General features: G+C 43.0%; 10 protein-coding genes. All 10 read left to right on the forward strand.

Annotation, left to right across the window (positions count from 1 at the left end):
- Positions 1–210 (forward strand): hypothetical protein (locus tag A8L45_RS24525; RefSeq protein WP_175401946.1); only part of this gene is annotated, 210 nt, incomplete at its 5' end.
- Positions 183–6,650 (forward strand): Ig-like domain-containing protein, encoded by a 6,468-nt coding sequence (locus tag A8L45_RS08405; protein ID WP_068901178.1) that lies wholly within the window; start codon positions 183–185, stop codon positions 6,648–6,650. The genes A8L45_RS24525 and A8L45_RS08405, both read left to right, overlap by 28 nt.
- A gap of 331 nt (positions 6,651–6,981) precedes the next feature.
- On the forward strand, positions 6,982–8,184 hold the full coding sequence (locus A8L45_RS08410) for a hypothetical protein (RefSeq protein WP_217492140.1): 1,203 nt from the start codon (positions 6,982–6,984) through the stop codon (positions 8,182–8,184).
- On the forward strand, positions 8,184–9,422 hold the full coding sequence (locus A8L45_RS08415; protein WP_068901182.1) for an HlyD family secretion protein: 1,239 nt from the start codon (positions 8,184–8,186) through the stop codon (positions 9,420–9,422). Before A8L45_RS08410 ends, A8L45_RS08415 begins: the two co-directional genes overlap by 1 nt.
- Before the next feature lie 3 nt (positions 9,423–9,425).
- A complete protein-coding gene (locus tag A8L45_RS08420) occupies positions 9,426–9,914 on the forward strand; it encodes a hypothetical protein (protein ID WP_068901183.1) in 489 nt (162 codons plus the stop codon).
- Positions 9,907–10,362, forward strand: a complete 456-nt coding sequence (locus A8L45_RS08425; RefSeq protein WP_068901185.1) for a hypothetical protein — start codon at positions 9,907–9,909, stop codon at positions 10,360–10,362. Before A8L45_RS08420 ends, A8L45_RS08425 begins: the two co-directional genes overlap by 8 nt.
- A complete protein-coding gene (locus A8L45_RS08430; RefSeq protein ID WP_068901186.1) occupies positions 10,362–12,137 on the forward strand; it encodes an EAL domain-containing protein in 1,776 nt (591 codons plus the stop codon). The genes A8L45_RS08425 and A8L45_RS08430 overlap by 1 nt, the downstream gene beginning before the upstream one ends.
- Positions 12,138–12,270: 133 nt before the next feature.
- On the forward strand, positions 12,271–14,217 hold the full coding sequence (locus A8L45_RS08435) for an ATP-binding cassette domain-containing protein (protein ID WP_083228258.1): 1,947 nt from the start codon (positions 12,271–12,273) through the stop codon (positions 14,215–14,217).
- A gap of 58 nt (positions 14,218–14,275) precedes the next feature.
- Complete coding sequence (locus tag A8L45_RS24530; protein ID WP_175401947.1) at positions 14,276–14,458, forward strand: hypothetical protein; 183 nt, start codon at positions 14,276–14,278, stop codon at positions 14,456–14,458.
- 24 nt (positions 14,459–14,482) lie between these two features.
- Entirely contained in the window at positions 14,483–15,475 is a 993-nt protein-coding gene (locus A8L45_RS08440; protein ID WP_175401948.1) for a hypothetical protein, read from the forward strand.
- Positions 15,476–15,553 lie beyond the last annotated feature (78 nt).

Consider the following 15,553-nt stretch of genomic DNA (forward strand, 5'->3'; position numbering starts at 1 on the left):
CTGGTGCCGTCAGGGCTCCCCCTGACGCTGGAGTTGGACACCACCGCCGATGTAGGAAATGACTTTGCAATCGTTCCTGCTCTATCGGACGGCATTTATAACAATGATGAATATGAAAATAACAGTTTCTCCCTTCAGGGATCGATACAGCTGATCTCGATAAAGTCACCATTGTACTCAGCATGGAAGGAAGGCCAGACTACACATTAGAACGTCCAGCGTCTGATCTCAGTATTCCTAGTGATATTTTTGTTACCGCAGGGATGACCGAAGGGCAGATATCGATTGCGGCAACGGTGACCGACGTCGCCGGAAATACTAAGAACGCAAAGGAAATACAGGTAACTATTGATAGAACAGCGGATAAAGACAGTGATTTTGAATTGGTGCCCAGTGTAATGGGTGCGCCATTTGGCACAGCTGATCTTTCTGAGAATAATTTGTTCAGCTTTAGCGGCGATGATGATGATAAACAGAAAATTGTTGTGACCTTTAAGCATGAGAACGAGCCACTTGTGACAAGAACTTTAACTGCTCCTGACTTCACTTTCCCTGATGACGTTTTGCGAGGCTTTGGTGCGGGAGAAGTTGCAGTTAATGCTACCATTTACGATGCAGCGGGTAACACCGCTCAAGCGGCAGAGGTGAAAATTGAGATTGATTTATCTGCAGATACTGAAGGTGATGACTTTGAAATCGTTCTAGACATTGAAGATAAAAAATATAATGCAGATGAATACACAGAAAATAGTTTTACGTTGAGTGGATTTGATTCCGACATTAAAAATATCACCATTATATTCACTCAGGATGGTGTGACATCAGATCCTATTGTCCTTCCTTCTCCATTTACCGTCGCTAAAAACATTTTTGCTCAAGCTGGCCTCGATCATGGTGAAGTAAAAATTGATGCATTCGTAACAGATAACGCAGGAAATACGGTCAATGCTCCTCCTCAAATTATTGAAATAGATACTTCCGCAGATGGTGATGATAGAAAGCTCGCTATTATTCTCGACAATCCAGATGGTCTCTATAATATTGATGAAATAGACACAAAGAGCTTTTCAATTTTCGGTACGGACACGGATATCGAAACCGTAGTAGTCAGACTCACCAGAGTTTCTGACAGCACATTTGAGGATTTTGAACTTAATAAGCCAGCTTGGAATGTAGATAAGAATATATTCAAAGACTTCGATGGTGACATTGAGATTAGTGTTACAGTTACTGATACCGAGGGAAACACGGCTTCTGCTAAACCTAAAACTATTACTATTGATAAAACAGCCGACGTCGATAGTGACTTTGAGATCGGCATAAATTCACCTGACAAACTGGTTAATAAAACTGAATCCACTGACTTACCGATAAAGTTGATAGGTATAGATAATGATACCAAGACTATCGAAGCATATTTTTATCACAAAGATAGCCCTGAAAATAAGTTCACCATTAATATCACCCAAACAGATGATGATACGTGGGTTGCAGACAACATTGATATTTCCTCTCTTGACGATGGTCAGATTATTTTAGAGGCTATCGTAACCGACAATGCGGGTAATACCACTGTCACGACCACTGATGAATTCACCCTCGATAAAGTCGCCCAGAAACCGATATCTGTCTCATTTGAGGCGGATATAAGTGAGGATGGCTACCTTCAAGATGAAGAATATAACGCAGTCTCAACCGTCGTCAGAATTTCTCTGCCCAACGACGCAGAGGCGGGTAATCTTTTGTATGTCTACGACAGTAAATCAGAGTTAGAGAAACAATACACATTGACAGAAGGTGACATTTCTAACGGATATTACGAGGTTTCTCCGCAATCACCTGCAGATAATGAGGTGTTGACAGTAAGAAGTTACATTGTTGACAGTGCAGGCAATCAGTCTGAAACAACAACTGCGTCTATCGAGAGGGATATCAAAGCTGATCGAGGTCAGGTGTTGCGTGTTGAGATACCTGAAAGCCTTGAGAATGTGAGTGGTGACGAACAAAAAGATTTGGCGTTTTCATTGGTCGGTGTTGATAACGACATCAAGGACGACGGTATAACCGTGAGGTTTATTGATGTTAATAAAGAGTCGGTATTAGGTCAGGCAATTAAAAATGAAGATGGCTTCTGGGTGATAAAAGGTGATGTCAGCTCGCTTGATGATGGAGATATTAAGATTGAGGTCACCGCAGAAGATAAAGCAGGAAACACTATCATTAACGACAACTCGACAATAAATAAAAATATTCAGGCAGACTTCACGGGTGAATTTTGTTTGAAGGTCGACCAAGAAGATCTGTTGGTTAACAAAGTTGAGAGTAACAAGGTTGAATATGACTTCGAAAATTTGGACGAGCGTGTCAACAGGGTAAAGATTGTTGTCACAGACTCGACAGGTAAGAACAAAAATGAAGTCGAAGGTAAAGTGTCACTCTTTGGTGATAAATATTTTGATATATCAGAATTTGATGATGGTGAAATAACCTTCAATATTACTTTTTATGATGAACATGATAATAAGAGAGACTTTGTTGAAACCATTACGCTTGATAAATCTGTGGCTAATGAGTTCCGATTGGCAGCATCATCTGATGCTGGATTTGAAGATGATGATGAAAGGACAAACGACACTACGCCGACTTTCACCGGTATAACTGATAAAGACGGAAAAATATCATTAACGATTAATGGTAAAACGCATACGAATATTATCGTAAATGATGAAACAGGAGAGTGGAGTTTTACGTTACCAGAAGAGGATGCACTAAACATTGATGGGCCCTATGAAGTAAATGTACATGCTGAAGATAGGGCGGGTAACACTAAAAATGCGGAACCAGTAACGTTTGAGCTCGAAACAACACTTCCTGAGAATTTTAATAACTCAGGTATTTTAGAAGAAGATGATACGGGGATCAGCCAAACTGATGAAATAACGAGCGAGCGTCAACCTTCGTTCTCAGGCACGGTAGAAGCAGGTTGCCGAGTTACGCTTTACATAGATGGTAAGGAATATCCAGCGACTGTTAATGGTGAACAATGGGAGGTCACTGTCACTACTCCGTTGGCTGAAAATAAAACCCACACCTACCAAGTCGTGGCGATGGATGTGTTTGGCAATACCAGCGTTATTGATCAACAAACACTGATAATAGACACGAAGGCCCCTGACATCACTTCATCCATTGAGCCGTCAGCAGATAAGGTATTAATTGAAAATACAACAAATGATGTCACTCCCTCTTTTAGAGGAACATTATCCGATCAAATTAAGGTCGCTAGCGTCCAAATGTATTTTAATGACAATGGCACCGAGAGGGAAATAAGCGTTAGTCTAAACGAGGGCAAAACCGAATGGACTGCTGATTGGCTCTTCGATGCTCTTACACATGGAGATTATCAGTACCGCCTGGTTGCAGCAGACGAGGCTGGTAACAGTGAATCCTACAATTTCAATTTCTCTGTCGATTTGAGGGCTGAGGTCACCGTAGATTTGCTAAGCGATACTGGCACGCAATCGTTAAAAGTCGAAAATATTACTAATGTTGAACAACCCGCTATTGGAGGAAGGGGCGACCCGGATTCCAGTATCGTCCTGACCTATTTAAATGCTGACGGTGGTGAGGTGACGCAAAATGTAGCTGTGAATTCAGTGGGAGACTGGTCGTACACAATTACTGATCCGCTGGGTGAGGGCAACAATACAATCACTGTCACTCTAACCGACCCGTTCGGCAATGAGGACGTCGCCGAACTTAACTTCATATTAGATACCACACCACCAGCGGAGCTAAACTATGCCCTCGATGCGGATACTGGCTCTGATGACAATGATTACGTCACGTCTAACCCTAAAGTTGAGATTTCCAATCTGGAGTCAGGTGCCTTTTGGGAATATTCCTTAGACGCTGGTGTGACATGGACAAAAGGGCAAGGTACATTTTTCAACGTACCTGACGGTACCTATATCACTGATCAGGTGCAGCTTCGTCATACGGATAAGGCAGGAAACAATGCCGTCTCTAAACTTCCTGCGATCACAATAGATAAAACGGTCGAGCAATTGAATTATGAGCTTGAAGCAGACACTGGCTCAAATACAAACGACAAAGTGACATCTAACCCCACCATTGAAGTGTCCAATCTGGAGGCTGGTGCCTCCTGGCAATACTCGCTCGACTCTGGTGCGACATGGCAAACGGGACAAGGTACAACGTTTGATTTAGCCGAGGGCGTTTATGTCGCTGACCAGATACAGCTTCGTCACACTGACAGGGCCGGAAACAGTGAAGATACACTTCTACCCGAGATCACCATTGACAACACGGTTGCAAATCTGACGTATTCCCTCCGAGAAGATACGGGTGAAGACTCAAGTGACAATGTGACCTCTAATCCAACAATTGACATCGCTAATTTAGAAGCGGGTGCAACGTGGGAGTACTCCCTAGATTCTGGTGTGACATGGGTAACAGGACAAAATACATCATTTAATGTGCCCGAGGGTGAGTACGGAGCCAACGAGGTTCAGATTCGTCATATTGATAAAGCTGGAAACGTTGTTGATACTAAACTCGCGGCGATCACAATAGATACCACGGTTGAGAGACTGACATTTTCGCTCAGAGATGACACTGGCTCCAGCGCATCGGATAAGGTGACATCCAATTCTACGATCGACATTTCCAACCTAGAGCAGGGAGCTTCTTGGCAATACTCGCTAGACGCTGGTGAGACATGGATAACCGGGCAAGGTACATCGTTCACGTTGCCAGAGGGCGTGTATGCAACAAACCAGATACAGCTTCGCCATACTGATAAAACAGGGAACGTTGCAGATACTCTTCTCCCCGAGATCACCATAGACAAAACAGTTGAGAATCTGACGTATTCCCTCCGAGAAGATACAGGTGACGATACAAACGATAATGTGACCTCCAATCCAACAATCGACATCGCTAATTTAGAAGCGGATGCAACGTGGGAGTACTCCCTCGATTCTGGTGTGACATGGATAACAGGACAAAATACATCGTTTAATGTGCCCGAGGGCGAGTATGGAGCCAACGAGATTCAGATTCGTCATACCGATAAAGCTGGAAACGTTGTTGATACTAAACTCGCGGCGATCACAATAGATACTTCGGTTGAGAGACTGACATTTTCGCTAAAAGAGGACACTGGCTCCAGCGCATCGGATAAGGTGACATCCAATTCTCAGATCGAGATTGATAACTTAGAGCAGGGAGCCTCTTGGCAATACTCGCTCGACTCCGGTGCGACATGGCAAGCTGGACAAGGTACAAGTTTTGATGTGCCCGAGGGCGTCTATGCCGCTGACCAGATACAGCTTCGTCAGACGGATGAAGCGGGCAATAAAAATGACACCAAACTCCCAGCCATAACTATCGATAAATCAGTTACTGAAGTATCTGTTGATGTCAAATCAAAAGATGGTAGCAGTGGTGATTACAATACTCGTGATGGGATAATAACTGTGTCTGGTGTGGAGGCAGGGGGTAGTTGGGAGTATTCAATAGATGGTGGTAACACATGGTTAGACGGAGCGAGCAGTAATCAGTTCACTTTACCTAATCAAGGTAGCTATTCAAGCGGCAATATACAGGTAAAACATATTGACTTAGCGGGAAATTCTAAAATTACCATCTATACCAATAAAATTACTTACTCTGACCTAAATGTACAAAACATCTCTGTTGAAAACGATACGGTGGCTGAAGGCAGCGCCAATGCATTAAGCTGGAAAGTAGAATTTGACGGCCAGAATGTCGGCGATCATCGCCTCAATCTTCAATTCACTGGTATCAATGGTTTTGATAGTGATGATGTTGAAAAACTTGAGGTCACTTACTTGCTCAATGGTCAACCACAGAAAAGCGAAGTTTCCGTCAGTGATATAAGCAATATCGAATGGATCATCCCTGACAAGGCAGAGGAAGCCACATTCAAACTTTATACTAAACAAGATACAACACTTGAATCTAATGAAAGTATCAGCTTGAGTGCATCGGTTGACCATGGTGGTACTTTGATTCAGGCGAACAAGGCAGCAACAATTAACGATGACGATGATGTATCGATTCAAGGAAGCCAAGATCCTAATCCGGCCGATTTTATCACCAATAGCGAAACACCCACATTCGAGGGTGAGGTGGAACCGGGTGCGACAGTCAGTCTTAGCGTTAACGGCGAATTTGTCGATAGTGATGTAGCAGATAGCCTGACCGGCAGCTTTAGCATTAAAGTCGATGACCCACTTACCGAAAGTAACCATACCTACTCGCTGTCAATAAGTTATAAGAAAGATGTTGATGGAGTGTTGCAGGATATCACGACAGAGAAAACAGGAACGTTTGAGGTGGATACAACGCCACCGCCAATACTGCTCGATTCTGACGACTTAAACGAGGGAGATAGCAGCCTCGGAGGAAGCGGCTATACGGGTAACGACATCGGTGCAACCGTAAAACTACTGAAAGATGGTCAAGAACTCGGTTCAACGACGATTAAAGAAGATGGAAGCTGGGAAATTAACGACCCCAACTATTCGCAAGGTGACCAAGTGACCATTTCAATCGAAGACATTGCTGGAAATACCAACAATAGCATTCATGATATCGGATAATAGTCGGTATAAAGTATGTAAATTAATTTTATAACTCATTAAAAACAACCTTATAATTAAGGGTGTGAGGATAATAAAAAAATAAAATTTCTCAGCAAGGATGCATGACACGCTTTCAGGATGAAGTATTCGGTGTCGGAATCTGCGGTATTCTTTTAGGGATAGGTTTCGTCTGATTTGTTAACCGGACATAAGACGGCTGATTATGAAAGCTCATAATTCACTTTGCATATTACTTCTGACCGCTGTACAGAGCTTTTCAATATGTCATGCATTTGAGTTATCACCAAATGTAAATAGAACAATACGATATAGCGTATCTTTTAATGATGTGTTTGAACAAGCACTTTATTCTTCCAGAGGTTACCGTGCTATTCAAAAAGAGCTACTGTCAAACTCTGAATTATCAAGAAAAGAAAATAACTATTATTATCCAAAGGTGTTGATCACAGGTGAAATAAAAGAAAATTATGGTGAACCAAAAAAAGACCCAAAAACAACAGCAGACATTAAACTCACACTAAATTCGAAAGTATACGGCAGCCAGACAAAAAATCGCCAAGATGCTGCAGGAAATAATGTTTTATCTTCAGATTTTACTTTAATGAGTAAAGAAATTGAAGTGTATTTTGTTGTATTAAATTTCCTCACCAAGATAGAGCGGACACGCCTTTATGAGAGGCAGGCTGGTGAGATTGGCAGAGAAATTGACATTCATTACCGCCAGCAGCTGAAGGCGTCTAAAGAGGGCATAGGTACTCAATCAGACGAAGTCGACGCCAGATTGAAGAAATCTCGTTTCAGCCAAACAGTATTCGGTATCACGTCAAAAATAGATAACTATTTTCGAGACTTGAAGAGTGAAACGGGCTTTATGGTAGACGGTAATACCAAGCGCGCTTACAACAAGATTGGGCTCGAATACAAAAATATTTTACCTTTACTGGAGCGTCAGCCTACTGTGTTGTCAGAAGAGGTGTTGGTAGAGAAAAACTTTGGGGTATTAAGTAATATTAAATCGCTTGAAGCTACAAAGCTATCTAGTGAAGCGGGACGAGAAAGATTTAAAATCATGCTGACGAATGAGAATGCCGTATCTTTGCTCGCCGGTAGTCCAACATCGGGTGTTAAATCGGGTGATACGGGTAATTCTTTCTTGTCACTAAAATTTGAGCTTGATGTATTTGACCAAGCACTGGAACGTGATAAACGCTCATCGTTACATCTTTTTGAAGCGGAAAGAGAGAAACTATTTAAACGAATTGAAGAGATGTCTGCTGAGTCTGAAGCATTGGTTTATCGCTACGAGACCTTGGTTAAGAAACGCAGTTCTATAAATAAACAAATCCGTTTAAGTAAAGATCTCATCATTAAACAGAAAAAAGAAATTGCGATAGATAAAGTAAAAAGCATAGATATTGTAGATAGCCTTATTTCATTAAACCAATCTTATATTTCATTAATGAATATCGAACTTGAACAGTTTGATATTATTTACAGGATTTTAGAAATGAAATCTGAGAGGGCTTTTTAATGTTAACGAAAAGAAAAGAGTTTAAGTACCTTTTCTTACTGCTTATTGTCTCAGGCTTTTTGTACATACTGTTTGTCAAAAAGATTGAAGTCGTTGCACCCGGAACAGGTTTGACGGGCATTAAAGAAAGTAATGTTAACGTAAAAGCGCCTGAGAGCAGCTACATCGTCAATATTGTTGCTTCACAAGGAAATAAAATTGACGCTGGAGAACCCCTCCTCCGTTATCGCAACATGGCTGATGAGTACAAACTTGAGCAAATTGCTCAGGAACTCAATACCGATAAGCGAATTTTTCAGGAGCTCGAGGATGAGCGTTGCTTTTTGTTAAGTGACAGGTTTAGCGAATCGAAAATTGAACAGTTAAAAAAAGGCTGTAATGGCGATGAGACCTCTTATGGTGCAGGTGGTTTGTACATTCTGAGTTTCTATGAAGATTACCTCCAGGAAAAAAAATACCTGCTTGATATGGCTGTTGAGCACCAGAAAAAGGCTGAAGAGTTACTAAACAAACGCCAAATCCTTGCGACGAAAAAAGCCATTCATCGAAAAGCAAACGGCTCTACATTGCGATTTTATGATTTGCAAACAGAGCTGTCGGATCTCAACAGTGAAATTGTCAGTTTCGACATCAGTAATCTTGAAAACCAGAAAAAGTTGAGTGACAAGCTCATGGTTTTTCAGATGCGTCGGTCCGAGCGTTTACTGACCATCGATGAAAAGCTCGACACTCTTCAGATGGACATTATTCAGAAAGAGAACGAATTTAGGCTGCTCACTGAGAAGAAACAGAAGTCTCTCATTCGTTCTCCTATCGACGGCACTGTGCTTGAGATGACAGAGGGGCTGTCTGTTGGCACCTTTGTTCAGGAGGGCAGCTCGCTGTTTGTGTTGAAAAAGGAAGGTTCCTCACAGGAGGTGTTGGCTAAGTTCGATACCAAGTATCGACACTTCCTCAATGTTGGCCGAGACGTAAAACTCAAAATTAACTCGCCCGGATTCAACAAAGTTTTCACGGGGAGAATCTCAGAGCTTAGCTCAGACTCTTTGGCGTATGAGGAACAACAGTCTTCAGGTAAACGTTATTACCGCGTCACGATCGAGCCCGATGATGAGTTTGTCAGTTTGTCTTTAAATCTTGGGATGGATGTTCAGGTATTCGTTGTTGATAACGAGGTCAGTGTTTTTGGCTTCATCCTGAGTGTGTTGCCCAGCGATATTAAATTTGATGTGTGGTAAGCCATGATTGGATTTGTCTCTGCGCTTTCAGCATCACTGGCCATCATCATTCTGGTGACCATTAGCGCATTGATTGGATACATAGAGTCAATATTTCCCACCCATGGACTTATAAAGGTCGACGAAACCAAATATCGCTATGTGATGAAAGGCTATTACGTCGATGAGGCGCTTTTGCGGGAAGTTATTATTGCCGTGGACAACCTTGGGCTGACCGAAAAAGTGGGTTCTTATCAGACGGGTTGTAATTACGGTTTCAATACCAGTGAGCGTGAGATGACAGTCATTCCAACCTTCAATTACGTCACCCTGAATCAATATTTCGCAGGTGCGATGCCTATTGATTCAATCACTGTTTATGAGGAACTCGGGGTGATCAACACCTGCTTCATCGATATCAATCTAGGCAAACGCATCTCAACTCCAGCAGTCGAAGAAGAGGTTACGGTGCCGACAACAGAAACAGTTGTCGAGGATGGCGCGGATGGATGATGACAGCCTAGCTCCCTTTGTTGATGCGCTTGCGTCTGCGCTTATCGTTATGGTGTTGGTTTCAATTTTTTTTCTTGTCCAAACAGCCATGACAGTCACTGAAGAAGCCAAGTTGATCGTAGTGAGCGATAAACCAATCGCTGAGACGGAACCGACTCCTAATCCTATTATTTATCGGGAATTGATCAGTACAGATCTTGATAACAATACTCTGACTTATCTGGTTAATTTTAAGCTTGATGATTCGCTTGTTCATCAGATTCGGTCGCAACTTTTAACGGCGAGTAGGGTGACCATAACCATTGCCAGTTCAGATTCAGAAAAAAAGAGTGTGGTGAATATTTTACGGTTTATTGGCTTTATGAATTTGCCTAATGACATTGATGTGAAAACCAAGATAGAGAAGTCCGACAAGCTGCTGTCGACACTTAGCTGGGAGATAAATTGATGCACTTTTTAGGAATACTCTTCTACGTGGGTATTGCCGTTGGCATATACACGGTAGAAACGACACGCGCATTTGTGTTGCAGTCTCTCGAGCTGTCACCCGAAATCACAGTGCTGATCATGCTGGCATTTGCCTATCCGCTGATCCTTTTTATCGCGGTCATGCTCTACCACCTGACAGACAACAAACGTTTTTCACTTGATTACTATAAAGGTCAGGTGAACCTGTGTTCTTCTCTGTGTGTTTCCTTTGGTCTGATAGGTACGTTTGTCGGGCTGGCATTAATGATTGAAGGCATCGCATCGGGTATGGGTGTGGAAGGGGACTTCTCCACCAAAATGTCCTCTTTGTTGGGTGCGATCAGTGAGGCGATGGACGCTATGTCGCTGGCATTTTTGACCTCTATTCTCGGCGTTAGTGCTTCAGTGGCAATTTTGTTTTGCACCAATTTCTTCAGCTCGTATTTCCTGACTCACGGCCCAGAAAAAGAGGGACAAGTCGATGGCTCCGGCACGGAGTTGATTGCCGACAAAGACTCTAACGAGAGCATTGTGGTGATCAAGGACGCATTGCGAGATTCACTAGAGATGATCGCCAATAAAGAGAAAGTCTGGTCTGATTTATTTTTGCTGATGCAGAAAAGCTCGGGCTCTACCGTGGTCGATCAACTTAATAAGATCATGTATCGCAACAACCAGCTCATTGAACTCATGTCTGAGCAAATTAAGCAGCTTCGTCAGGAGCAGGCGACAGGGGTGGAGGGGCTTCAAACATCCTTGAAGAAAAATGCTGACCAACTGTCAGACGATTTTTCTCAGGTAGCTACAACGATGGATAACGTGAGTTCCGCCGTCAGCAACATGAATGAAGCTGTGAATGAAAGTCAAACCATGACGGCAGCAGTGATAGAAAAAACCACCAACCAAATGAGTGAAGTGATTAACCGTAACCTTCGCGAATTGAGTAAGGTCGCAGAGATACTGGGCGATATCAGACTGGCTGTCGCTGTTCCAATAGAGGAAGCGTTGAAAGATGCGCTCCGTCAGAATGTCTTTACCCTGATGTTTCAGCCCGTATATGAAAGCGGTGGTGAAGTCATTGGCGCAGAAACCTTCATTCGCTGGGAAGATCCAGTGCGAGGGCCTGTGCTCACTCGCGATTTGTTAGATGCGGCGAAAGAAGCGAATTTGATGAACGATATCGACCGCTGGGTGATGGTGAATGCTATTCGTCAATTGTCCAGATGGTACTTTGATGGCAAATGGCAGGATAACTGGCAACTGTCGATAAACTGTAGCAGCGAGAGACTGCTGTTCCCCTTGTTTATGGCAGAGCTGTCGTCTGAACTTGAAAAAGCCAAGCTGCCACCTAAGCTTCTCGCTTTTGAAATCACGGAACAAACCATTATGGATGACCCTGAAGCATCCAACGATAAAATTATGCAATTGCATCGTCTCGGTGTCAGCGTGTACTTGGATAACTTTGGTACTGGATTCACTTCACTGGGTAACCTCAGGAATATGGATATCGACAGGGTGAAAGTGAGCCGGACTATTACCGACGGCATGACGCAAGACCTGACCGGTGTGACATCCATTATCCGCTCTATCATGGTTATTGCTGACGAAATGAAACTTAGCGTATCGGCTGAGGGTATCGAAACCAAAGAACAAATGGATCTTCTGAAGCGAGAGGGTTGTTCGATGTTCCAGGGGTATTATTTTGGTAAGCCAAAATCGCCCGACGAATTCATCATTGAGTACATAAGAAATTAACTCGGCCATTCTGACCGAAGACGACTTTTGCACGGCATGGCTGGAACAAATACATACAAAATTGCACTGGCTTGAATGACACGGGCTTTATTGGCCAATATGTAAAGCCAGTGGTTGGGGAAAAGTAAGGCATATGATGAAATCGAACATAGAACAACTCATCAGAAGCACACACGCCAAGTTTGATTGGAACTTGTTCTCACGCTTGGATGGCGAGAACGTTGATGCCTTCCTCAATGAGATCAACGACAACTTTTCTGACCCCTTGTTCGATTATCACTTACATAGAAAAATGGTAACCAACGCTGAGGACTTGCCTGAGTCGTTTGTGACGTTGGGCTACGACTCCATGTACGTTTACCGGACGGGAAATACGTATATCAGTGAAGGAGTAGGGAAAATTGATCCTGAAACTCTAGTCGCTAAAGAGATCGTGTTTATACAGGATTATCCAAAGAAGATGACCGGCAAAGGATTTGTCGAAGTGATTTACTCTCTTTATCCCAAAATCAACTTCTTCCTCCTGGCTACCGTACCCTTTGTCATTATCCCCGCGTTTTACTCTAACCTATTCAATACTCGATTGATTTTCAATGACATGGTAACCACGTTGTTTTATGTCACCATGGCCTTCTTACTCTTGTGGGGTGTCGACTACGGTCTGAAGCGCTTTATCAAACACCGGCACCTTAACCGAATTGATGAAAACGCATTAAAGATTGAGCGGTACATGCTAAGTATTGTGCCGTATCTTCCCACCGGCAGTGCACTGATGAAGGTTCGGACCATAGAATCGAACCGCAAAACGATCTGGGAAAACATTTCTGGCGTCATTGTCGACTTTGTCAGTATTTGTCTTGTAGTGGGCATACTGTTTGCCTTTATTGGTTTTTACGCATTCGGGCTGGTTCTGTTTTATTTTGGCGTCATGTTGGGTGCGACCTACATGAGATACCGAAATTACACCGTATACATTGAGTTAGAAGCTGCGCAACAAGACCTGTTAACTGAACGTATCTCATACTATCGCAATAACACCCATCTCCGTTTTTTCGATAATGCAGCGACGCTGGACAGTTTCGAGCAATCGTGCAAGAAGTCTTACCATTCTGATCATGGTATCACCAGTTTTAATTTTAACTGGGACGAATTGGTCAGGGTGACGACCTTCCTCGCCAGTACCGTTTTGTTCACTGTGATTTTCTTTTCATCTAAGGCGAACCCTGAGATCTTTAATGTGCTGATTGCCTGTCTTATCTTGAATGGGCGGGTGGCTTCGTCGGTGGTGAGTTTGGTGACTAAGTCATTTTTTATCATGGTGTCGACCTACCATATGCATACGGCGCTGAAAGATGTTTTTGAGACCTTTGATGACAAGTTATTTTCCAAAGGTTTACAGCTCGATAAGATTAGCCGGATCACCCTAAATAATGTTTCCATCATGAATGATGAAAAAACGCTGGTTCAGGAGATCAGTACCCGATTTACGAAAGGCAATATTTATGGTTTCTACGGCAATGTGGGCTCGGGCAAGTCGACATTAATGCAGACAATTCTGCGCAACCATCATAATTACAGTGGTAGCGTCGTCTTCAACGATTTTTACAATCTACGCGATATCGACCCCACGGTATTTGGTAAGCGTGTAGCTTATCTTGACCCGTCCTCTGATTTTCTAAAGGGCTCGCTTTACTCTAATTTCTATGTCAGAGGGATACGTGACACGGGCCTTATTGCGAAGGTTTGCACAAACATTTTTCCGGATGCCGTGATTGATTATGAGTTTGTGTTTGTGCGTGATATTTCCACCATTCCCATGTCGACAGGTCAAAAACGTAAGCTGCTATTAATGATGACGCTGAATAAAACGAAAGAATTAGTAGTTCTTGATGAAGCCTTTATCAATATGTCTGTTGTCGATATCGCTCAGATGATCGTATTTCTTAAAACAGAACTCAGCCAAGCCATTGTCTTGATTGTCAGCCACGACAGGCAAATTCTAAATCAGCTTGATAACCTTTATGAGATTAGGGAAGGCGGTTTGAACATGATTAAGAATTCAATTGTCAAAGTGGTTTAGCACATAAACTACAACGTATTCTTGCAAACAATGCGTGTTTATCAGCCAAATCAATCATATGATCTTTCACCAAGGCCCGAACGACGACCGTGGAGTACCGATAGACATGGCACACGCCTCAGCGTCTGGTTGTATTTCCCCTGAAACACCAAGCGCTGTATCTATCCACTCATTTAACCACCTCATTCTGATCATTCGGGTGTCTTCAACATTAGATCATCGTACAACACTCAAAGACTAAGGATCATCAGTGGGGGGCATCAGAATGCCGAAGGGTCGGGAAAAGTGGATCACTGTTGCAACCTGTCTGTTGGCTGGCTGGATGTCTCTGGGTTGTGAGTCCGTTGATTCTCAGGGCCCTTTGACTGCTCCTGTTTCAATTGGCTATCTTGCGCCGCCAAAACTTGCTATTACCAACGAGCTAACCCGAGTTGGCATTCGAAGTAGTCATTTATCTGAACTTGACGATAAGCGATTGAAAGAAGAACTCACTGACACTTCAGTGTCAGGGGGGCCCATCTTTGTTCAGGCTACTGATGTTCCGGAAGGGAAGTATTCTGCTCCCTTACCGCAGCACTACCTAAATCTTCATTATTATACTGATTCACAGACACATGATTACCAAGTGCAGCAAAAGGCATGTAATAGTTCAACTCGTGATAGCTGCGCGGGGATAGATAGCTTTCATGTTCGTTGTGAGAAAACCTCCACGATCGCAGTGTTAGATGTCAGTATTACCAAGGTGAAAAACAGCGAAGATATTTTCTCAAGGTCTTATAGCGAAAGGACTGAGTTTGATCGTTGCGAAAACGACAGTGACCAGAGTATTTCCAAAAGTCGTGATGCCGCGTTTTTGGCGATTTTATCGCGGCTAAAAGAAGATATGCTTCCGCATCAGGCAAGGTTGTCAGCTTCTTTGATTCAATTTCCATCGACGTTGACCGAGCCTTATAACACACAGTTTTTGCGTGCTTTTCAGCTCGCGCTTCGTGGACAAAGTGTCAGCGCCTGTCATGTTTTCATTGAACTTTACAATGAACTAAAACAAGATTTTTCACTGTCTTATAATGCGGCTGTCTGCTTTGCTGTTGTTGGTGACCTTGATGCAACCGACGCCGCATACAAAATAGCGGAATCGCTGGCTAACAATACTGATAAAATACATTTTATCAAGAAGCTGAGTGAAAAACGGCACATCATAGAGTCAGCCCGTACTCAACTAAATGCTTTGCAGCAAAGCCGTACCCAGGCCCCATAATTGTCAGTCTGAATCCCCACTTTTCTGATGATTATCTATCTTTGGATTAATGCGAAAAGAAGACAGTACTGAGGAAGT

Origin of the sequence: Veronia pacifica (genome assembly GCF_001707825.1) — a bacterium.
Classification (GTDB): Bacteria; Pseudomonadota; Gammaproteobacteria; order Enterobacterales; family Vibrionaceae; genus Veronia; species Veronia pacifica.